The organism is Burkholderia sp. AU38729, from assembly GCF_020419725.1.
Taxonomy (GTDB): Bacteria; Pseudomonadota; Gammaproteobacteria; order Burkholderiales; family Burkholderiaceae; genus Burkholderia.
In genome coordinates this window covers 402925-423302 of the sequence record NZ_JAIZQO010000007.1, presented here as the reverse complement: position 1 = coordinate 423302, position 20378 = coordinate 402925, and the positions used below count along the sequence as shown (strand labels likewise).

15 protein-coding genes and 1 riboswitch are annotated in these 20378 nt (G+C 69.6%); of the genes, 8 read left to right on the top strand and 7 right to left on the bottom strand.

Annotated elements, in window-relative coordinates:
- Nucleotides 1-84 precede the first annotated feature (84 nt).
- The 4 genes from recC to arfB are packed head-to-tail and all read left to right on the top strand — an operon-like array spanning nt 85 to nt 9828.
- Nucleotides 85-3423, top strand: a complete 3339-nt coding sequence (recC, locus tag LGM56_RS20930) for an exodeoxyribonuclease V subunit gamma (RefSeq protein WP_226206677.1) — start codon at nt 85-87, stop codon at nt 3421-3423.
- Entirely contained in the window at nt 3420-7130 is a 3711-nt protein-coding gene (gene recB / locus LGM56_RS20925; protein ID WP_089494458.1) for an exodeoxyribonuclease V subunit beta, read from the top strand. Before recC ends, recB begins: the two co-directional genes overlap by 4 nt.
- Nucleotides 7127-9427, top strand: a complete 2301-nt coding sequence (locus tag LGM56_RS20920; protein WP_226206676.1) for an AAA family ATPase — start codon at nt 7127-7129, stop codon at nt 9425-9427. Before recB ends, LGM56_RS20920 begins: the two co-directional genes overlap by 4 nt.
- A complete protein-coding gene (gene arfB / locus LGM56_RS20915; protein ID WP_011351491.1) occupies nt 9424-9828 on the top strand; it encodes an alternative ribosome rescue aminoacyl-tRNA hydrolase ArfB in 405 nt (134 codons plus the stop codon). Before LGM56_RS20920 ends, arfB begins: the two co-directional genes overlap by 4 nt.
- A gap of 58 nt (nt 9829-9886) precedes the next feature.
- Here the strand turns inward: arfB and LGM56_RS20910 are convergent, their stop codons facing one another.
- The 5 genes from LGM56_RS20910 to thiC all read right to left on the bottom strand — a co-directional run bounded on the left by LGM56_RS20910 (nt 9887) and on the right by thiC (nt 15556).
- Nucleotides 9887-11167: an EAL domain-containing protein gene (locus tag LGM56_RS20910; protein ID WP_089495262.1), complete on the bottom strand. Its 1281-nt coding sequence runs from the start codon at nt 11165-11167 to the stop codon at nt 9887-9889.
- Between the two features lie 454 nt (nt 11168-11621).
- A complete protein-coding gene (locus LGM56_RS20905; protein ID WP_089494460.1) occupies nt 11622-12548 on the bottom strand; it encodes a DMT family transporter in 927 nt (308 codons plus the stop codon).
- A 151-nt stretch (nt 12549-12699) separates the two neighbouring features.
- Nucleotides 12700-12954 carry a hypothetical protein gene (locus LGM56_RS20900; RefSeq protein ID WP_089424922.1) on the bottom strand — a complete coding sequence of 85 codons (255 nt, stop codon included), beginning with the start codon at nt 12952-12954 and terminating at the stop codon, nt 12700-12702.
- Nucleotides 12955-13172: 218 nt separating this feature from the next.
- Nucleotides 13173-13385: a glycine zipper 2TM domain-containing protein gene (locus LGM56_RS20895; RefSeq protein WP_069247576.1), complete on the bottom strand. Its 213-nt coding sequence runs from the start codon at nt 13383-13385 to the stop codon at nt 13173-13175.
- Between the two features lie 239 nt (nt 13386-13624).
- Entirely contained in the window at nt 13625-15556 is a 1932-nt protein-coding gene (gene thiC / locus LGM56_RS20890; protein ID WP_027787941.1) for a phosphomethylpyrimidine synthase ThiC, read from the bottom strand.
- 124 nt (nt 15557-15680) lie between these two features.
- A riboswitch (TPP riboswitch) is annotated at nt 15681-15797 on the bottom strand.
- 272 nt (nt 15798-16069) lie between these two features.
- On the opposite strand from thiC, the gene LGM56_RS20885 reads away from it, so the two are divergent.
- From LGM56_RS20885 to LGM56_RS20875, 3 genes are all read left to right on the top strand, one after another.
- Nucleotides 16070-16345, top strand: a complete 276-nt coding sequence (locus LGM56_RS20885) for a pentapeptide MXKDX repeat protein (protein WP_011351498.1) — start codon at nt 16070-16072, stop codon at nt 16343-16345.
- Nucleotides 16346-16438: 93 nt separating this feature from the next.
- Nucleotides 16439-17071: a cytochrome b/b6 domain-containing protein gene (locus LGM56_RS20880; RefSeq protein WP_089494462.1), complete on the top strand. Its 633-nt coding sequence runs from the start codon at nt 16439-16441 to the stop codon at nt 17069-17071.
- 29 nt (nt 17072-17100) lie between these two features.
- Entirely contained in the window at nt 17101-17889 is a 789-nt protein-coding gene (locus LGM56_RS20875; protein ID WP_089494463.1) for a molybdopterin-dependent oxidoreductase, read from the top strand.
- A gap of 84 nt (nt 17890-17973) precedes the next feature.
- Here LGM56_RS20875 and LGM56_RS20870 read toward each other — a convergent pair whose 3' ends face one another.
- Together LGM56_RS20870 and LGM56_RS20865 are read right to left on the bottom strand one after the other, a co-directional pair.
- Entirely contained in the window at nt 17974-18255 is a 282-nt protein-coding gene (locus LGM56_RS20870; protein WP_089439637.1) for a helix-turn-helix domain-containing protein, read from the bottom strand.
- Nucleotides 18252-18605, bottom strand: coding sequence for a type II toxin-antitoxin system RelE/ParE family toxin (locus tag LGM56_RS20865; protein ID WP_226206675.1), 354 nt, complete (start codon nt 18603-18605; stop codon nt 18252-18254). Before LGM56_RS20865 ends, LGM56_RS20870 begins: the two co-directional genes overlap by 4 nt.
- Before the next feature lie 513 nt (nt 18606-19118).
- Between LGM56_RS20865 and LGM56_RS20860 the strand changes: the two genes are divergently transcribed.
- A complete protein-coding gene (locus LGM56_RS20860) occupies nt 19119-20363 on the top strand; it encodes an EamA family transporter (RefSeq protein ID WP_226206674.1) in 1245 nt (414 codons plus the stop codon).
- Nucleotides 20364-20378: the final 15 nt, after the last annotated feature.

Here is a 20378-nt window from a genome sequence, read left to right as displayed (position 1 = left end):
GAGGTTCGCGACGGCGGCCCATTTGCTATCCTTGGTGATCCTGTTCGCCCGGCCCGGCCGGCGCGAGGTTCCGACGCCCGCTTCATGCTCCATCTCTTCTATTCGAACCGTCACGAAACGCTGGCCGATGCGCTGCTCGAGGATCTGGCCGCGTTCCCGGCCCGCAATGGCCCGTGGGCGCCGCAACAGGTCATCGTGCCGAGCGCGGCGCTGCGCCGCCGTCTCGAGCTCGACATCGCCGCGCGCAACGGCGTGTGCGCGAACGTCGAGTTCACGTATCTCGCGCAATGGCTGTGGGCGCAGATCGGCCGCGTGCTGACGGTGCCTGCGCGTTCGCCGTTCGCGCCCGATCGCCTCGTGTGGCGCTGCTACCGGCTGTTCGCGCAGGCGGCCGACGGTGCGCCGTGGCTCGCGTCGCCGCGGCTGGCCGCGTATCTGTCCGCGTCCGACGATGCGATGCGCTACGAGCTGGCACACCGCGTCGCGGCCGTGCTCGATCATTACCTGACCTATCGTCCCGAATGGCTGGCCGCATGGCAGGCCGGCGAGTCCGTGCTCGCGGGCGACGGCGCGCCGCGCGGGATCAGCGACGCCGCGCGCGACGACGAGCGCTGGCAGGCCGCGCTGTGGCGCGCGCTACTCGCCGAGCTGAGCGACAGCGGCACGCCGCCGGCGCACCGTTTCCTCGTCGAGGCGCGCCATCTCGATCCCGAAGCCATCGCGCGCGCGGACTGGCCGGAATCGGTCAGCGTGTTCGCGCTGCCGACGATGCCGCCGCTGCACGTCGCGTTGCTGCGCGAGCTGTCGCGCTGGATCGACGTGCGCGTCTATGCGCTGAACCCGTGCCGCGAATTCTGGTTCGACATCGTGACCGCCGCGCATGCCGAGGCGCTCGATGCGGCCGGGCGGCTCGATTACCAGGAAGTCGGTCATCCGCTGCTCGCCGAATGGGGCCGGCAGACCCAGGCGCAGCTGCACATGCTGCACGAGCTGACCGAAAGCGCCGCGTCGGGCGACGCGGCGCGTTTCGTCGAGAATCCGGCGCCGACGTGGCTCGCGCGCGTGCAGAACGCGATCCTCGAACTGCAGCCGGAGGCCGAAATCGGCGATACGCCGGCCGAGCGCGGGATCGAGGTGCACGTGTGCCACAGCCTCGCGCGCCAGCTCGAGGTGCTGCACGACCGGCTGCTCGCGTGGTTCGACGCCGACGCGAGCCTGCAGCCGTCCGACGTGCTCGTCGCGGTGGCCGATCTCGCGGCCGCCGGGCCGCTGATCGACGCCGTGTTCGGCACGGCCGGCGCCGGCGGCTCGCGTGTGCCTTACCGGATCACCGGCTTGCCGCCGTCGCAGGCGAACCCGGTCGCGCGCGTGCTGCTCGACTGGCTCGCGTTGCCGGAGCGGCAGGTCGGCGCGCCCGAGCTGGTCGAATGGCTGCGTGTCGACGCGGTGGCGGCGCGCTACGGCATCGATGCGGCGGCGCTGGAGACGGTGCAGACCTGGCTCGCGGCGGCCGGCGCGCGACGCGGGCTGTCGCCGCTCGTAAGCGACGATGCCGCCGTGCCGTCGCCGCGCCATACGTTCTCCGATGCGCTCGCGCGGCTCTTTCTCGGTTATGCGATGCCGGAAGGTGCGGCGCCGGTCGGCGCGTGGCTGCCGATCGAGGCGGCCACCGGCAGCGAGGCCGAACTGCTCGGCCGGCTCGCGCGCTTCACCGACGATCTCGACGGCTTCGCGCGGCGGCTGGCCGAATCGCATACGCCGCAAGGCTGGAGCGAGCTGTTCGCCGATACGCTCGCGCGGTTCTTCGATTCGGGCGCCGCGTATGCGGACGCGCTCGCGGGCGTGCGCGACGCGCTCGACGCGATGCTGGCCGCGATGACGGAGGGGGCGCCCGATGAGGCGTTGCCGGCGGCCGTCGTCCGGGCGGGGCTGGCCGCCGCGCTCGACGATCCGGCGCGCGGCGGCGTGCCGTGGGGCGGCGTCACGTTCTCGTCGCTGACGAGCCTGCGCGGCCTGCCTTATCGCGTCGTCTGCCTGCTCGGGATGGACGATGGCGTGCTGCCGAGCCTCGCGCGTGCCGACGAATTCGACCTGATGGCCGTGTTGCCGAAGCTCGGCGACCGCCAGCGCCGCGACGACGAGCGCAACCTGTTTCTCGACCTGCTGCTCGCCGCGCGCGACCGGTTGATGATCGCCTACACGGGCCGCAGCATTCGCGACAACGCGCCGTTGCCGCCCGCGGCACTCGTCGACGAACTGCTCGACCATCTCGCGCTCGTCACGGCCGGGCCCGACGCGGCGCCGGACGCGGTCGATGCCGCGCGGCGCGCATTCGTCGTCGAGCATCCGCTGCAACCGTTCGCGGCTGCCTATTTCCAGCCCGGCAGCGAACTCGTTTCCTTCGACGCCGAGCGTGCGACGCTCGCGTCGCTGCTGGCCGCCGAGGCGTCGCGCGACGGGCCGCGCGAGCTGCCGTTCTTCGCGCAGCCGCTGCCGGCCGAACCGGTCGAGCCTGTCGCATTCAGCGAATTCGAACGCTTCTGGCGCCATCCCGCGCGTGCGCTGCTGCGCGCGCGGCTCGGCATCGTGCTCGCCGACGCGCAGGCCGAACTGCTCGACACCGAGCCGTTCGCGCTCGACTTCGCCGGCAGCGATGCGCTCGCCGAGCGCGTGCTGCCGTTGCTGATCGAGTCGGACGAGGGCGGTGTGCTCGATCACGCGCTGCGCATCGCGGACGCGAGCCCCGAATTGCCGGGCGGTGCGACGGGCGCCGTGTGGCGCGACCAGGCGCTCGGTTCGATGACGCAGCTTGCGTCGAACGTGCGCCGCGCGCTGGCCGACGGGATCGAGCGGCGGCCGTTCACGCTCACCGTCGTGCCGGCCTGGCCGGACACCGAACAGGCGCTGTTCGGCGCCGACGACGCGCGGCTGTCGGCCGACGCGGTGAGCGCGCCGCTCGACCTGCACGGCACGCTGAACCGGCTCACGCCGGCCGGGCAGATCATCTATCGCTATGCGCGGCCGAGTGCGCGCGACTACCTGTCCGCGTGGCTCGCGCATCTCGTCTACTGCGCGGTGGAGCCTGGCGGCCCGCGCCGCACGCTGTGGTTCGGCAGCGGCGGTGCATTCGAGCTGACCCCCGTCGCGGCGCCGCTCGAGCAGCTCGCGCCGCTGGCCGCGCTGTTTCGCGCGGGGCGGCGCATGCCGCTGCGGTTTTTCCCGCGCAGCGCGTGGGCGAGGGTGTCCGACGGCGAGGCGAAGGCTGCGAGCGTCTGGATCAACGAGCGGGTCGTGAGCGAAGCCGACGATCCGGCCATCGCGATCGCGTGGCGCGGTGCGCATGCATCGCTCGACGAGCCGTTCGGCACGCTTGCGCGGCTCGTGTTCGATCCGCTCGTCGCCCATCTGAAGGAGGTCGCATGAGCGCCGTGTCGCAGCCGCAGCAGGCGCTCGAACTCGATGTGTTCGCGTGCCCGCTCGACGGTGTCAACCAGATCGAGGCGTCCGCCGGCACCGGCAAGACCTGGAACATCTGCGCGCTGTATGTGCGCCTGCTGCTGGAGAAGGATCTCGGTGCGGATCAAATCCTCGTCGTGACCTTCACGAAAGCGGCGACCGCCGAGCTGCACGAACGGATTCGCGGCCGGCTCGCGCAGCTCGCGCACATGCTTGTCAACGGAGATGACGGTAGTGATCCGTTTGTAACGCGCTTATTCGAGACTACGCTCGGTGCAGGCGCTGCGATTGATCGCAAAATGGCCCAAAAGCGGATCGGCCGTGCGCTGCGCGCATTCGACCAGGCCGCGATCCATACGATCCATGCGTTCTGCCAGCGCGCGCTGCAGGAAGCGCCGTTCGCGGCGGCGATGCCGTTCGCGTTCGACATGGAGGCCGACGACGCGTCGCTGCGCTTCGAACTGGCAGCGGATTTCTGGCGCACGCGCGTCGAGCCGGCAGCCGCGCGCTGGCCGGGCTTCGCGACCTGGCTCGTCGAATCGGGCGCCGGCCCGGCCGCGCTCGATGCGCAGCTCGCGCGCCGGCTGAAGAAGCCGCTTGCCGCACTGCGGTGGGACGGCGTGGTCGAGCCGGACGAATCGGCCGAGGCGGCGGCCGCCGAATGCTTCGCCGAGGCCGAGCGGATGTGGGCCGCCGAGCGCGACGCGATCGATGCGTTGCTGCGCGTCGCGCAACCCGCGCTCAACCAGCGCTCGCACAAACCCGAGGCCGTGGCCGATGCGCTGGCTGCATGGACCGCGCATTTCGCGCAGGGCGACGCGACGGCTGCGCTGCCGAAGGCTGCGCTGAAGCTCACCCGCACCGCGCTCGTGAAGGCGACGAAAAAAGGCGGCGCGACGCCCGAACACGCATTCTTCGACGTGGCCGACGCGCTCGAAGCGGCCGTGGCCGCGGCCGAGGCCGCGCAGCGCGCGCGCTGGCTCGCGCTGATCGCCGAATGGCTCGACATGGCGCCGGGCGAGCTGGCCGAGCGCAAGCGCACGCGGCGCGTCGTCTCGTTCGACGATCTGCTCGCGAACCTGTACCACGCGCTGCATGCGCATCCGTGGCTCGCCGAGACGCTGCGCGCGCGCTATCCGGCCGCGCTGATCGACGAGTTCCAGGATACCGACCCGCTGCAGTTCGCGATCTTCGACCGGATCTTCGCGCCGGGCGGGCCGCTGTTCCTGGTCGGCGATCCGAAGCAGGCGATCTACAGCTTCCGCGCGGCCGATCTGCATACCTATCTCGCCGCACGCGCACGGGCGAGCGCGTGCTACACACTCGCGGTCAACCAGCGTTCGACGCCCGCGATCGTCGACGCGTGCAACCGTTTCTTCATGTCGAATCCGCGCGCCTTCGTGCTCGACGGGCTCGACTACTACGCGGTGCGTGCCGGCACACGCGTGCGCGCGCCGTTCGTCGACGCAACCGATCCGGGCCCGGCAGGCGACTTCCGGGTGTGGGCGTTGCCAGGCGGCGAAGGCACGTTGCTCAAGCGTGATGCACAGGCACAGGCCGCGCAGGCCTGCGCCGCCGAGATCGCACGGCTGATGCGCGGCGCGCGCGAAGGGCGCGTGCGGCTCGGCGAGACACCGCTGTCGCCGGGCGATATCGCGGTGCTCGTGCAGACGCACCGGCAGGGCAGTCTCGTGAAGCGCGTGCTGGCCACGTGGGGCATCGGCAGTGTCGAACTGGCGCAGGCCTCGGTGTTCTCGACCGGCGACGCCGAGCAGCTCGAACGCGTGCTGGCGGCGATCGATGCACCGGGCGACCTGCGGCGCCTGCGCGCGGCGCTCGCATCCGACTGGTTCGGCCTCGATGCCGGCGCGCTGTGGCGGATGGAGCAGGGCGAAGGCGACGCGCAACGGGAAGCATCGGCGGCGGACAGCGCCGACGCGATGAGCTGGGTCGAGCGCTTCTCGCGGTATCGGCTGTTGTGGCGCGAACGCGGCTTCGCGGTGATGTGGCGCACGTTCACGCGGGAGCTGCGGATTGCCGAGCGCCTGATGGCCGGCGCGGACGGCGAGCGCCGCGTGACCGACATCAACCATCTGGCCGAACTGACGCAGGCGCGCGCGTCCGCGCAGCCGGGCATCGCGCCGACGCTGCGCTGGCTCGCCGCGCAACGGCTCGACGGCGGCGGCGAGGAAGCGCAGCTGCGGCTCGAATCCGATCGCAACCTCGTGCAGATCGTCACCGTGCACAAGTCGAAAGGCCTCGAATACGCGATCGTGTTCTGTCCGTTCCTGAACGACGGCGGGTTGCGCGAGCCGCCCGCGTCCGCATTGCCCGATGCGCGCGAGTATCACGACGAGGCGGGCGACGCGGTGCTGCATTACGGCTGCGACGACGAGGCAGCCGAGCATGCGGCGCGGCAGGCGCTGCGCGAGCAGGCGGCGGAACGCGCGCGGCTCGTCTATGTGGCGCTCACGCGCGCGGTCTATCGCTGCTACGTCGTCGCCGGGCCGTACCTGTCGTCGCGCTCGACGCGTGAATCGCGGCGCAGCGTGCTCAACTGGCTCGTCGCGGGTGCCGGCCAGTCGTTCGATGCGTGGCTCGACGAGCCGCCCGACGAAGCCGCGCTCGATATGGCGTGGCAGGCGCTCGCGGGTGGCCCCGTGAGCGTCGCGCCGCTGCCGGCGCCCGTGCGCCCCGAGCGGCTCGCGGCGGGGCACGACGCGTCACAGACGCTCGCGGCGCGCCATGCGACGCGCGTGCTGCGCGATGCGTGGCGGATGGCCAGCTTCAGTTCGCTGACCGCGTCGATGGCGCGCGAGGAGGCGGGCGTCGCGGCCGTGCCCGACGACGAGCTGCGGCCCGATCACGATGCGCTTGCCGAGGTGGCGCCGGATGGCGAATGGCTCTTGGCCGATACGGTCGCGCCCGAGCCGCCGGACGACGATATCCTCGTGTTCCCGCGCGGCGCGGCGGCCGGCGAGTGCCTGCACCGCCTGTTCGAACTCAGCCGCTTCACCGAGCCCGAGTCGTGGCCCAGGGCCGCGCTCGGCGCGCTGCACGACCGGCCGGTCGAGGCCGTGCCCGAGCTGGCCGCGCGCCTGCCGGCGATGATGGTGCAGCTGGTCGACGATGTCGTGCGCACCGAGCTCGTGCCGGGCATGCGGCTCGCCGATCTCGATCCCGCGAAGCGGCTCGACGAAATGGGTTTCCTGTTCCCGGCGCCCGCGCTCGACCTGATGGCGCTGCGCCGCCTGCTGGTCGCGCACGGCTATCCGGACGTTGCACTGGAGGCGGGCATGCTCGCCGGTTTCATCAAGGGTTTCATCGACATGATCGTCGAACACGACGGCCGCTTCTGGATCGTCGACTGGAAGTCGAACCATCTCGGCACGACGCCGGACGCCTATGGGCCGCGCGCGCTCGACGTCGCGATGGCCGATCACGCGTATCACCTGCAGGCGCTGCTCTATACGGTCGCACTGCACCGCTACCTGCGCGGCCGGCTGCCCGATTACGACTACGACACGCATATCGCGGGTTACCTGTACCTGTTCGTGCGTGGTGTGCGGCCCGGCTGGCGCAGCGACGGCAAACCGGCCGGCGTGCATGCGCGGCGGCCCGAGCGCGCGCTCGTCGACGCACTCGACCGGATGATGGACGGGGGCCGCGCATGAACGCGCAGGACGACACGCTCGAATTTACCGGCGGCCTCGTCGCGCGCCTGCCCGAACCCGCCGATTTCGGCATCGCACTCGCGGAAGGTTTCGCGCGTCGCATCGGCGATCTGGCTCGTCGCGCCGGTGCGCCGGCCGCGGCCGCGCGCTGGGCGGCGCGTGCCGCGTTCGCGACGAGTCGTGCGACCGCGGGCGGCCACGTATGCGTCGCGCTCGGCGCGCTCGCGCAACGCTACGAAGCCCCGCTCGACGAAGTCCGCGCGGCGCTTGCCGCGAGCGGCGTGGTCGCGTTCGGCACGCTCGCACGCGGCGACGAGCGGCCGCTGATCGTCGATCGCCACGACCACCTGTACCTGTCGCGCTATTTCGACTACGAGCGGCGGCTTGCCGATGCGCTCGTCGCGCAGGCCGGCGTGGCCGCGCCGGACGAAGGTCTCGCGCCCGACCGGTTGCGCGACAGCCTCGCGCGTTACTTCGGGCCGGCAACCGGCGAAGTCGACTGGCAGCGCGTCGCGGCGATCGTCGCGCTGACGGGCCGCGTGACGATCGTCAGCGGCGGCCCGGGCACGGGCAAGACGACGACCGTCGTCGGCGTGCTGGCCTGTCTGCTCGACGCGCATCCGGGGCTGCGCGTCGCGCTGGCCGCACCGACCGGCAAGGCCGCGCAACGGATGCAGGAAGCGCTGCACGCACGGGCCGGCGACCTGCCGCCCGAACTCGCGGCGCGCCTGCCGGATACGTCATACACGCTGCACCGGTTGCTGGGCGGCGGCGGGGCGGCCGGGTTCCGGCATCATCGCGACAATCCGCTGCCGTACGACCTGATCGTCGTCGACGAGGCGTCGATGATCGACGTCGCGCTCGCCGCGCATCTGCTCGATGCGCTCGCGCCGGGTGCCCGGCTCGTGCTGCTCGGCGACAAGGACCAACTCGCCGCGGTCGAGGCGGGCGCCGTGTTTGCAGAGTTGAGCGCGCGGCCGGCGTTTACCGCCGCGGCGCGCACGCGCATCGCGCAGGCGCTCGGCATCGACGAGGCGGCATTCGTCGCGGCGCTGCCGGTGCAGGACGAAGCCGCGTCCGCGGCGATTCCGGCTGCAGATCCGGTTTCCGCCGCGGCCCGGGCGCCGGCGCCTGCCGCGGCCACTACGCGCAAACCAGCGTCGCGACGGAAAGTCGACGTGCGGCAGGCATCGCTTTTCGACGACGAACCGCAGGATGACGACAGTGCGCCGTCCAGCGTCGCGCCGCCGCCGGCCGCAGGCCCGGTGCTGACCGAAACCGGCGAGGCTGGTGACGCTGGCGCGGCAGGCGACGCCCCTGCGTGGATCGAGGTCGACGAACTTGCGTGGCTCGACGCCGTCGAGCTGCCGCCGTTCGACGCGGGCGACGTGGCGCTTGCATCGGTCACATCGATCCTGCCGGGCGAACCCGCCGCCGCGCTAGCCACGCCCACGCCCGCACCGCTCGCCGACTGCGTGGTCTGGCTCGAACGCAATTACCGCTTCGGTCTCGATTCACCGATTGGGCGGCTGTCGCTCGCGATCCGCAGCGGCGACGTGCAGGCCGCGCTCGACGCGCTGCCCGCCGACGATTCGGCCGCCGCGTCATTCCACGACGATGCGGGCGAGTCGCTCGCGTCGTCGACGGTCGAGCGGCTCGCGCGGCGCTTCGGTGCTTACCTCGATGCGTTGCGCGACACGCTGGCCGCGCCGGTGCCCGATCCGCTGCCGCTGTTCGACGCGCTCAACCGGTTCCGGATCCTGTGCGCGACCCGCAGCGGCTTGCGCGGCGCGGAGCACGTCAATGCGCTCGTGGCCGCGCACGTGCGCCACGCGGCGCGGGTGCCGCTCGCGGTCGGCGCGCACTGGTTCACGGGGCGGCCGATCATGGTGACGCGCAACGACTATGCGCTCGGGCTGTTCAACGGCGATATCGGCATTGCGCTGCCCGACGCGCACGGCGTGCTGCGCGTGTGGTTCAGGCGCGCGGACGGCACCGCGCGCGCGGTGTCGCCGGCCGCGCTGCCGCCGCACGAAACCGCGTTCGCGCTGACGGTCCACAAGTCGCAGGGCTCGGAATTCGACGAAGCCGCGCTCGTGCTGCCGGCGTCGTTCGGCCGCGTGCTCACGCGCGAACTCGTCTATACGGCCGTCACGCGTGCCCGCACGCGTGTGCAAGTGATCGGGCCGCGGCGCGTGCTCGCGCAGGCGGTCGCGACGCGTACGCAGCGCGATTCGGGGCTCGCGGCACGCGTCGACGAGGCGCTGGAACGGCGCCGCAGGGAGGCTGCGCGATGATGATCCGCTACACGCTCGATCCGGCCGAAGTCGAATGGACGGCCGTGCGCGCGCAGGGCGCGGGCGGGCAGAACGTGAACAAGGTGTCGAGCGCGATTCACCTGCGCTTCGATATCCGCGCGTCGTCGTTGCCGCCCGTCATCAAGGAGCGGCTCCTTGCATTGTCCGACCAGCGCATCACGCGTGACGGCATCGTCGTGATCAAGTCGCAGGAATATCGCACCCAGGAGAAGAATCGCGAAGCCGCGCTGGCGCGACTCGATGCGTTGATCAGCGGCGTTGCATTCACGCCGCGCGCGCGGGTCGCCACGCGGCCGACGCGTGCGTCGAAGGAGCGGCGGCTCGAGCACAAGTCGCGCCGCAGCGTGGTGAAGTCGGGAAGAGGGAAGGTGACCGACTGACGAATGGATGAGCGGCCGAACGACGGGTGCGGTAGCCGGTCGCCCGCCGTCGCACCGGCTACCGCATCACGGTCCCGGCGCTGTCGAGCACGAAGTCGACGCAGAACACGACCAGCCGGTTCTGCGCGCGGATCGCGACGGCGGCCGTATAGCAGTCGCGGCCTTCCGTCAGCGAGAAGTGCGGGCCCATCAGCGCGACGCGTCCGGGCGCGGCGATCGCGCGCTGGAAATACGGGCGCCGCGACCAGTTGCTGTGGGTTTCCGGGAAGAGCGGCGAGAGGCGGGTGACGCCCGCCTGGCCGTCGTCGGCGCGCGCGCCGATCGACGGCAGGAACTGCTCGCCGGTTTCGTCGGTGACGAACACGCGGCGCGCGGCCGGCACCGCGAACACGCGCTGCGCGGCGTCCTGCAGGTTGCCGCTTGCGGAAAACGCCGCCGCGCCGGACAGCACGAGCCGCTCGATCGCGTCGAAGCCGGGCTGCTCGGCGACGACCGGCGCGTGCCGGCGCGCGATGAAGCGCTGCCACGCGGCGTCGAGCATCGCGGGTGCTGCCGCGCTGGCATGGGCGATCGATGCATCGGGCTGGCCGAACTGGAAACCCTGCACGAAATCGATGTCGGCTTCCATCAGCGCCTGCAGCGAGTCGTCGCTCTCGACGCCCTCGGCGAGCACCATCGCACCGGCCTGATGCAGCATCGACACGAGGTGATGCATGATGCGGCGATCGTCGGCCGAACCGGTCGAGCGTACGACGAGCGAGCGATCGAGCTTGACGATGTCGGGGCGCGCGCGCCACACGCGGTCGAAGTTCGAGAATCCCGTGCCGAAGTCGTCGATCGCGATCAGGAAGTCGCGATGCTGGATCATGTCGATCGTGCGGGCGAGCTCGGCTTCGTCGCGCGACGGCTGTTCGACGACTTCCAGCACGATGCGGTTCGGCGGCAGCGCGAAATGCCGGCACAGCGCCTCGACGAATTCGCGCTGCACGAGGCCCGAGTCGAGCACGCGCGGGTTGACGTTCAGGAACAACCAGCCGTCGCCGATGCCCTGCGCGATGAAGTTGGCCGTGTGCAGGCAGCGCGCGAGCCGGTCGAGCAGCAGCGCGTCGGCGTCGGCGCGCGTCTTGTCGAACAGCGCGGCGGGCGAGATCATTGCGCCGTTCGAATCGACGACGCGCAGCAGCGCTTCGTAGCCGACGACCCGCTTGTGCGTGATCGACAGCACGGGCTGGAACACGCTGCGCAATGTCGTGGTGCGATAGGTGGCGACCCAGCCGCCGGGCGTCGGCGTGAGGCGTTCGAGCAGGGAGTCGAGCGAGAGGTCGCGGGCGGGCTTCATGTCAACGGTGCCCGGGAATGAGCGGCGGAACGGCAGCGCGCCGCCACGCTGAAGCAGTCGCACGCGCCGGCGGACGCGAAAGGACGTGGGGCATCGAGACCGCCTTCTGCGGGTAAGTGTTCGGAGTGTAACGGGAACGCGGCCGCTCGCGTATCAGGGAAACTCCAGACGCACGCGGGAATGCGACTGCGGCCGGCGCTGCTCGCATGCGTGCCGCGCATGATCGCCGCGTAGCGTCGGGCGTCGCCGCCGCACATGACAATCCGGCCGCATGGCATGCGCGGCAAGGCGAGGCGGGAAATCCCGACAGCCGCCAAATGGCGAACGAACGTCGCCGTCAGCGGAATGCCGGCCGGACCGCGGCACTATTCGAGGGCGCGGCGATGAATAGCCGGCGCCCGGTCGTCACGCATCACGCCCGGAACGATGGCGGCGCGTGCACCCGAATGTATCGTCAGGTCGCTTCGCCGCTGCGCGGCCGGATCCCGGGAATCCGCTTGATCGCGCCGGTCGCGAGCGCGGTGCCGACGAGTACGATCGCGCAGCCTTCGATCATCACGGCCGACACGTGTTCGCCGAGGAACAGCGCGCCCCACAGCAGGCCGAACACGGGGATCACGAACGTCACGGTAATCGCGCGGGCGGGGCCGATGTGCGCGATCAGGTGGAAGAAGATGAAATATGCGATGCCGGTGCAGGCGACGCCCAGCGCGAGCACCGAGCCCCATGCGTGCGCGCTGACCGGCGCGGCCGGCCAGGTGGCGATCGCGAACGGCAGCAGCAGGACGGTCGAGCCGATCATGCTGCCGGTCGCGTTGACGAGCGGGTCGACGCCGGTCAACTTGCGCTTCGTGTAGTTGGCCGCGACGCCGTACAGCAGCGTCGCGCCGAGCGCCGCGGCGGCGGCGAGCGCGGTCGCGGCGGCGCCCGTTTCGCCGTGCGCATTCGCGATCTGGTTCCATACGAGCGTGAGCACGCCGGCGAACCCGATCACGAGGCCGAGCGCGCGCGGCAGCGACAGCTTGTCCTTCAGCCACAGGTAGGCCACGAGCGCGCCCCACAGCGGCGTCGTCGCATTGATCACCGACGTCACGCCGGCCGACAGCGTCAGTTCGGCGAACGCGAACAGACAGAACGGAATGCCCGAGTTCAGTGCGCCGACGACGAACAACGGCCACGCATGACGGCGCAGGCGGGCGCCGAGATCGGCGGGTTTGAAGCGCGTCAGCGCGAAGCAGGCGAGAAACAGCGCGCCGATGCCCACCCGCAACGCCATCAGCGGCGCGACGCCGAAATCGACGACGCCGACTCGGATGAACAGGAAGGACGCGCCCCACAGGGCGGCGAGCACGGTCAGCAGGAAAGCGTTCTTGGGTGACATCGATCGGCGAGGGCGGGACGGGATGCGAGGAATCTTACACCGCGTTACCGCCCGGTCGTTTCACGATCGGATGAAACGACAAGAAACGGCCATTCCGGCCGTTTGCCGCCGGGCGGCGCACGCCCCGCCACATGCGGCGCGGCCGATCAGGTCAGTGATGACGCCAGCCGCCGCGTCCGCCGAAGCCGAAATTGAGCGACAGCGCCGGGCCCCAATAACCGCCCCACGCTGGCGCATAGGCCGGCGCCGGATAGTAGTAGGCGGGGGCCGGATCGACATACACGGGCGCGGGCTGTACCGGCACCGGCGCCGCCGTGTAATAGCCGCCCGGATAATAGCCGTACGGGTAGTAGCAGCCGGCAAGCGTCGTGCAGGCAAGCGCCGCGGCGACGAGGGTCCTGTTCATGATGTGTCTCCGGCGGAGCCGGCTATCGGCAGATGCTTGAAGCTTAGGCCGAGTCCCGATGACACGGTATGAGAAACGGTAACCGATCATTTCCGGGGGGAGCGGCCGCGCCTGTTGCGGCACCACAGACGAAAACGGCGCTTCCGCACCGCGGAAACGCCGTTGAACCACCGGCCTGCGGCTGGGCGGCGACGCCCAGCCGGCCGATCTCGGACTGCTTACTTGCCGACCTGGTTACCGATGATGCCGCCGGCCGCCGCGCCGCCCAGCGTCGACAGCGCGTTGCCGCCGATCGCCGCGCCGGCGACACCACCGACGCCCGCACCGATTGCCGTATCGCGCTGGCGTCGCGACATCGAATCGCAGGCCGACAGGCTGGCCACTGTCGCGACGAGGAGAGCGTATACCCCAAAACGCCGAATCGAATTCATGATCGTTGTCCTTGTGGTAGTGAACGGGAAGGCGCACGACCGGCTGGCGGCCGCGCATGAACCCAATCTACGCGCCGTCCCCCGACGCTGCTGTAAGGACTTGTTAAGGCTCGCGCGGTTTCGTAATCAATTGTTTCGCATGGGCCGGCAGGCATGCGACGTGCGCAAAAAAGCCCGCTCGAAAGCGGGCTTCGTGCGTGGCGCGGCGATCCGGCGGAAGCGCCGGATCGCGCGTTCGCTTACTGGCGATGATAGATTTCGGCGCCGGTCTTCACGAACTCGACCGCCTTCACTTCCATCCCCTTCTTCAGCGCTTCGGTTTCCGACACGCCCTGCTGCGCCGCGAACTCGCGCACGTCCTGCGTGATCTTCATCGAGCAGAAGTGCGGGCCGCACATCGAGCAGAAGTGCGCGACCTTCGCCGAATCCTTCGGCAGCGTTTCGTCGTGGAATTCGCGCGCCTTGTCCGGATCGAGGCCGATGTTGAACTGGTCTTCCCAGCGGAACTCGAAGCGCGCCTTCGACAGCGCGTTGTCGCGCACCTGCGCGCCCGGGTGGCCCTTTGCGAGATCGGCGGCGTGCGCGGCGAGCTTGTACGTGATGATGCCTTCCTTCACGTCGTCCTTGTTCGGCAGGCCCAGGTGCTCCTTCGGCGTCACGTAGCAGAGCATCGCGGTGCCGAACCAGCCGATCATCGCGGCGCCGATGCCGGACGTGATGTGGTCGTAGCCCGGTGCGATGTCGGTGGTCAGCGGCCCGAGCGTGTAGAACGGCGCTTCCTTGCACCAGTCGAGCTGGAGATCCATGTTCTCCTTGATCAGCTGCATCGGCACGTGGCCGGGGCCTTCGATCATCACCTGCACGTCGTGCTTCCACGCGATCTGCGTGAGTTCGCCGAGCGTCTTCAGCTCGCCGAGCTGCGCTTCGTCGTTCGCGTCGTAGATCGAGCCGGGGCGCAGGCCGTCACCGAGCGAGAAGCTCACGTCGTACGCCTTCATGATCTCGCAGATCTCTTCGAAGTGTTCGTACAGGAAGCTTTCCTTGTGATGCGCGAGGCACCACTTCGCCATGATCGAGCCGCCGCGCGACACGATGCCGGTCATCCGGTTCGCGGTGAGCGGCACGTATTGCAGGCGCACGCCCGCATGGATCGTGAAGTAGTCGACGCCTTGCTCGGCCTGTTCGATCAGCGTGTCGCGGAAGATTTCCCAGGTGAGGTCCTCGGCCTTGCCGTTGACCTTTTCCAGCGCCTGGTAGATCGGCACCGTGCCGATCGGCACCGGGCTGTTGCGGATGATCCACTCGCGCGTTTCATGGATGTGCTTGCCGGTCGACAGGTCCATCACCGTGTCGCCGCCCCAGCGGATCGCCCACGTCATCTTGTCGACTTCCTCGCCGATCGACGACGTGACGGCCGAGTTGCCGATGTTCGCGTTGATCTTCACGAGGAAGTTGCGGCCGATGATCATCGGCTCGGATTCCGGGTGGTTGATGTTCGCGGGGATGATCGCGCGGCCGCACGCCACTTCCGAGCGCACGAATTCCGGCGTGATCTCGGCCGGCGCGTTCGCGCCGAAGGCCGCTGCGCCGAACGCCTGGCCCGGGTGCTGGCGGCCCATCATCGCGGCGAGCTTCGCGCCGTTCGGGCCGCTCGCCTTCAGGCTCTCGAGGTACTCGGCGCGGCGCTGGTTCTCGCGGATCGCGATGTATTCCATTTCCGGCGTGATGATGCCCTGGCGCGCATAGTGCATCTGCGTGACGTTCTTGCCGGCCTGGGCGCGGCGCGGGTTGCGGTGCAGGCCCGGGAACCGCAGGTCGGCGGTGGCCGGGTCGGCCGCGCGCTCGAGGCCGTACCGGCTCGACAGGCCGCCGAGCACTTCGGTGTCGCCGCGCGCCTCGATCCAGCCCTGACGCAGCGCGGCCAGGCCCGCGCGAATGTCGATCTTCGCGTCCGGATCGGTGTAGGGGCCCGACGTGTCGTACACGTAGATCGGCGGATTCTTTTCGCCGCCGAAGCCGGTCGGCGTGTCGGCCTGCGTGATTTCACGCATCGGCACGCGGATGTCGGGCTGGGAGCCGGTGACATAAACCTTGCGGGAATTCGGCAGCGGGGCGACGGCCGCGGCATCGACATGAGCGTCGGCGGACAGAAACTTCGGATTGGCGTTCATGCAATCTCCTGTGTGAGCGCCGGACAGGCGCTTCGGCGCTTGCCCGGAGCCCTTGACGTATGTGGGGCTCGAGCTAAGCAGGAGACGAGGCTTGGTGAGGCGGCGGATTTCGTCAGAAGGATGGCGGCGAAATCCGTACGCTTCCCTGCGCTGGCATTATCCAGATCAGGTTCAAAGGGTATTTCTCACCCGCAATGCCGGTTGTTTGACCGGGCGCATTGCAGGACCCCCGCGTTAGCAGGGCACACGATACACTGGCTTGGCGGCGGTTTCAACCGGGAGAGGATCGGCTGCCCCGGTGCGGCCGCAGCATGGCGGGCGGCACGGTGGCCCGTCGAAATGGCAGCGCGCGTCGCCGCCGCATGGCCTCCCGGCTTGGCCGGCCACGGCAATGCGGCGCAGCATGACGCGCTTGCGCGCAACTTCAAAAAAAATTTTCGCAGCGGCTGTCATTTCCCGCGACGTCGTCCGTCTATTCGGCTCCTTAAACCCATGTTGTTCTGGAGAGATGTCATGAAAAAAGTACTGATTGCCGCTTGCGTCGCCGCTTTCGCCACGATCGCCACGGGCGCGTATGCGCAGAACGATGCGATGTCGCAGCCGGGGTCGTCGATGTCGAAGGACGCGATGGGCCACGACGCGATGGCCAAGGATGCAATGGGCCACGACGCGATGAAGAAGGACGGCATGAAGAAGCATGCGATGAAGAAAGACGCGATGAAGAAGGACGCGATGTCGCACGACGAGATGGGCAAGCCGTCGGGCGACAAGATGGCGCCGTCGAACTGACGAAAGGCGGACGCGGCGCGGCCGGCGCGTGCGTCGCACGGCGGCCGCCCGCATCGCGTCCTGTCCCGTCGACTCATTCCGGGAGTCTTCATCATGCAAACCGTTCCCGCCACCGGCCGCGCGGCCGCCACGCCGCCCGCGCGCCCGATCCATCCGCTGTGGGTGCGCGCGAGCCACTGGCTCAACGCGCTCGCGGCGATCCTGATGGTGCTGTCCGGCTGGCGTATCTACGACGCGTCGCCGATCTATCCGCCGTTCACGTTCCCGCACGGGATCACGATCGGCGGCTGGCTCGGCGGCGCGCTGCAATGGCATTTCGCGGCGATGTGGCTGCTCGTCTTCAACGGACTGTTCTATCTGACGATGTCGATCGCGACGGGGCGCCTCGCGCGCAAGATGCTGCCCGTCACGCCGGCGTCGATCTGGCGCGACATCCGTGCCGCGGTGAGCGGGCGGCTGTCGCACGCCGACCTGAGCGTGTACAACGCGGTGCAGCGCGCCGCGTACCTGACCGCGATCGTCGATCTCGTCGTGCTGGTGCTGTCGGGGCTCACGATCTGGAAATCCGTGCAATTCCCGCTGCTGCGCGAATTGTTCGGCGGCTACGACAACGCGCGTGTCGTGCACTTCTGGGCAATGTCGCTGCTCGTCGGATTCATCGTCGTTCACGTTGCGATGGCGCTGCTGGTGCCGCGCTCGCTGCTCGCGATGCTGCGTGGGCGCTGACCCGTCAACCTCGGGTGAAGGAAATCATCATGTCGGAATCCGAATACACGCGCGACGGTTCGCGCTGGACGCTCGACCGGAAGTCGCTCGAACTCGACGTGCGCCGCGAGCTCGAGATGCCGTCGCGGCGGCTGTTCAACCGGCGCGTGCTGACGCTTGGCGGGCTGACGATGCTGACCGGCTGCACGCTGAAGGACGACGCGTCGGTCAACACGTTCCTCGAGACGGTGTCGCGCATGAACGACCGCGTGCAGGCCTGGCTGTTCAGCGGCGAGCGGCTCGCGCCGACCTACACCGAAGCCGACATCACGCGACCGTTCCCGTTCAACGCGTACTACGGGATCGACGACGTGCCGCACGTCGACGCGTCGACGTATCGGCTCGTGCTGTCCGGCCGCGTGACGGGCAAGCGCGTGTGGACGCTCGACGAACTGTATGCGCTGCCGCACGCGGAACAGATCACGCGGCATATCTGCGTGGAAGGGTGGAGCGCGATCGGCCGCTGGGGCGGTACGCCGTTCGGCGCGTTTCTCGCCCGCGCCGGCGCCGACACGCGGGCGAAGTACGTCGGCTTCAAGTGCGCGGACGATTACTACGAGAGCATCGACATGCCGACCGCGCTGCATCCGCAGACGCTGCTCGCATTCGACTACGACGGCCATCGGTTGCCGCCGGAGTTCGGCTTCCCGATGAAGCTGCGGATGCCGACCAAGCTCGGCTACAAGAATCCGAAGCACATCATGGAGATCTTCGTGACCGATACGTTTCCGGGCGGCTACTGGGTCGACCAGGGGTACAACTGGTTCGGCGGATCGTGAGCGGGGCGTTGCGGTGCGTGGCGGGAGGTGTGGCGCATGCGCGTGCCGCGATGCGTCGGGCATCGCGGCATCGCACGTGACGCGTCACGCGGATTCGCGCACCTGGAGGTCGACGCGCAGGCCGACGGCCGCCGCCATGTTCACGAGCGCGTCGAGCCCGAACAGGTTGATCTTGCCGCGCATCAGGTCGGACACGCGGGGCTGCGTGACGCCCAGTCGTTCCGCAGCCTGGGCCTGACTGAGCTCGAGCTGCGCGATGCGCTGCTTGAGCGCGATCATCAGCTCGGATCGCAGCTTCATGTTCTCGGCTTCGGCCGGCTGGCCCTCGATTGCGTCCCAGACGCTTGAATAACGGTCGGTGGTCATCGTTTCCTCTCCATCGTCAGCGCGCGATAGCGCCGGGCGGCCAGTTCGATATCGGCTCGGGTGGTGCGCGTCGCTTGCTTGCGGAAGCAGTGCAGCACGTAGACGGCGTCGGCGAACGTCGCGACGTAAATGATCCGGAACGCGCCGCTCGCATCGCGCAGGCGAATTTCCCGCACGCCGACGCCGACGGTGCGCATCGGCTTCCAGTCGTCGGGTGCGAACCCGCGTTGTACCTGGTCGATCTGGTGGCCGGCTTCGCGTCGCGCAGGCAGCGGAAAGCCGCGCAGATCCGCGAGCGCGCTGCCGACGAAAACAACAGGCTTCGGCGGGAGAATGGTTGGATTATACAAAATTTTGTATGGACGGTGCAGGTGTCGAAGGAAGGTCGTTCAGCGCATGCGGCGCGTGAGCCGACCGTCACGATAAGGGGGAAGTGCTGGCTGGCGCGCAGGACTGGCCGTTCGGCCGATGGCTGACTCGATCGCGACGGATCGCGTGAATGGCGTGAATGGCGGGTCGGATCGACATCGTGGCAACGCACGCGTGTCGCGTATCCGGCCCCCGATTTCACCCGCACGCCGGCCGGGAAATGTCGCGCGGAAACATCATTCGCGATCCTTTCAGACTGGTCCGACGATGCTTTCGAATCCTTGATGCCATAATGCCGAGCGTGCGCAGCCGAAACGGTTGCGCGCGTTTTTTTGTCCCTCTGCCGCCGCTTGCCGGTTCTCTTTCGTCGCCGTTCGCACTGCCATGTCGTTCCGCACGTTCGCTCTGCCTTCCCGGTCCCGCCAGGGCCGTTTGCCGGCATCGCCGGTGTCTTTCAGCGGAGCACGCGGCGTGACGTGCGGGCAGGCTGCTCGATGACGCCGCTCGACCGTCTCCTCGATTTCTTCGCCCGCTTCTCGTTCCGGATCCGCCTGCCGCAAAGCCGCGGCGGCCGCGTCGCGCTGGCGCTCGTCTTCATCTATTTCGTGTGGGGTTCGACCTACAGCGGCCTGCATTTCGCGCTGCAGTCGTTTCCGCCGCTGCTGCTGTCGGGGCTGCGCAACCTGCTCGGCGGGATCGGCCTGTTCATCTTCGCGCTGCGGCGCAAGCCCGAATGGCCGACGCTGCTCGAAATCCGCAATGCGGGGATCGTCGGCACGATGCTCGTCGCGCTGTCGTCCGGCACGATCGCGCTCGGGATCAGTCTGGTCAGCAGCGGCTCGGCCGCGGTGATGGTGGCCACGGTGCCGCTGTTCGCGACCGTGATCGCCGCGGTTGCCGGGCGGCCGGTCACGAAAGGCGAGTGGTCGGCCGTGGCGCTCGGGATGGTCGGCATCGTCGTGCTGAACTCGGGCGGCGCGGCCGCGCAGAATTCGGCGCTCGGCACGATCTGCGTGCTGGCCGGCGCCCTGTTCTGGGCCGGCGGCGCGCATCTCGCGACGCGGCTCAAGCTGCCGTCCGATCTGTTCCTGTCCACGTCGCTGCAGATCGGCCTCGGCGGCATGATCTCGACGCTCGTCGCATGGCTGGTCGGCGAACGCGTCGAGCACCTGATGGTGGGGCCGGTGTTCGCGTTCCTGTACCTGATGGTGTTCTGCACGATGGCCGCGTACGTCGCGTACGGCTACCTGATCCGCCACACGAGCCCGATCATCGCGAGCAGCTGCATGTACGTGAACCCGATCGTCGCGGTCGCGCTCGGTGCGCTGCTGCTCGGCGAGCCGGTGACGATGGCGACCGTGGTCGCGACCGTCGCGATCCTCGGCAGCGTCGGGCTGTCGTTCGTGTTCGATCCGGCGCGCCGGCCCGCGGCGCGCGCGGCGGCTGCCAGTTCGGCGGCCGCGGCAGCCGCATCGACGGTGGAGGCGGCAGCGGCGCCCGAACCGATCGCGGTGCCGGATGCGGCGCCGATCCTGGCGCCTTCCGCCGTTCAGTTGGCCGTGCCGGCGCCGGGCGCCGTGATGGATCCAGCCGCGGTCATTGAACCGGCACCGGCATTCGCCACGCCGCCCAGCGCCGAACCGGCACCGGCGTTCGCGCCGCCGCCCGCCGCTGAACCGGCACCCGCGTTCGCTACGCCGCCCGCCGTCGAACCGGCCGCACCGCGCGCCGACGCGTGACGCGGCCGTGGCCGG

Bases quoted from the DNA above. Each gene is read 5' to 3' on its own strand.
- recC (WP_226206677.1), top strand. From the start codon at position 85: ATGCTCCATCTCTTCTATTCGAACCGTCACGAAACGCTGGCCGATGCG.
- recB (WP_089494458.1), top strand. From the start codon at position 3,420: ATGAGCGCCGTGTCGCAGCCGCAGCAGGCGCTCGAACTCGATGTGTTC.
- LGM56_RS20920 (WP_226206676.1), top strand. From the start codon at position 7,127: ATGAACGCGCAGGACGACACGCTCGAATTTACCGGCGGCCTCGTCGCG.
- arfB (WP_011351491.1), top strand. From the start codon at position 9,424: ATGATGATCCGCTACACGCTCGATCCGGCCGAAGTCGAATGGACGGCC.
- LGM56_RS20910 (WP_089495262.1), bottom strand. From the start codon at position 11,167: ATGAAGCCCGCCCGCGACCTCTCGCTCGACTCCCTGCTCGAACGCCTC.
- LGM56_RS20905 (WP_089494460.1), bottom strand. From the start codon at position 12,548: ATGTCACCCAAGAACGCTTTCCTGCTGACCGTGCTCGCCGCCCTGTGG.
- LGM56_RS20900 (WP_089424922.1), bottom strand. From the start codon at position 12,954: ATGAACAGGACCCTCGTCGCCGCGGCGCTTGCCTGCACGACGCTTGCC.
- LGM56_RS20895 (WP_069247576.1), bottom strand. From the start codon at position 13,385: ATGAATTCGATTCGGCGTTTTGGGGTATACGCTCTCCTCGTCGCGACA.
- thiC (WP_027787941.1), bottom strand. From the start codon at position 15,556: ATGAACGCCAATCCGAAGTTTCTGTCCGCCGACGCTCATGTCGATGCC.
- LGM56_RS20885 (WP_011351498.1), top strand. From the start codon at position 16,070: ATGAAAAAAGTACTGATTGCCGCTTGCGTCGCCGCTTTCGCCACGATC.
- LGM56_RS20880 (WP_089494462.1), top strand. From the start codon at position 16,439: ATGCAAACCGTTCCCGCCACCGGCCGCGCGGCCGCCACGCCGCCCGCG.
- LGM56_RS20875 (WP_089494463.1), top strand. From the start codon at position 17,101: ATGTCGGAATCCGAATACACGCGCGACGGTTCGCGCTGGACGCTCGAC.
- LGM56_RS20870 (WP_089439637.1), bottom strand. From the start codon at position 18,255: ATGACCACCGACCGTTATTCAAGCGTCTGGGACGCAATCGAGGGCCAG.
- LGM56_RS20860 (WP_226206674.1), top strand. From the start codon at position 19,119: ATGACGCCGCTCGACCGTCTCCTCGATTTCTTCGCCCGCTTCTCGTTC.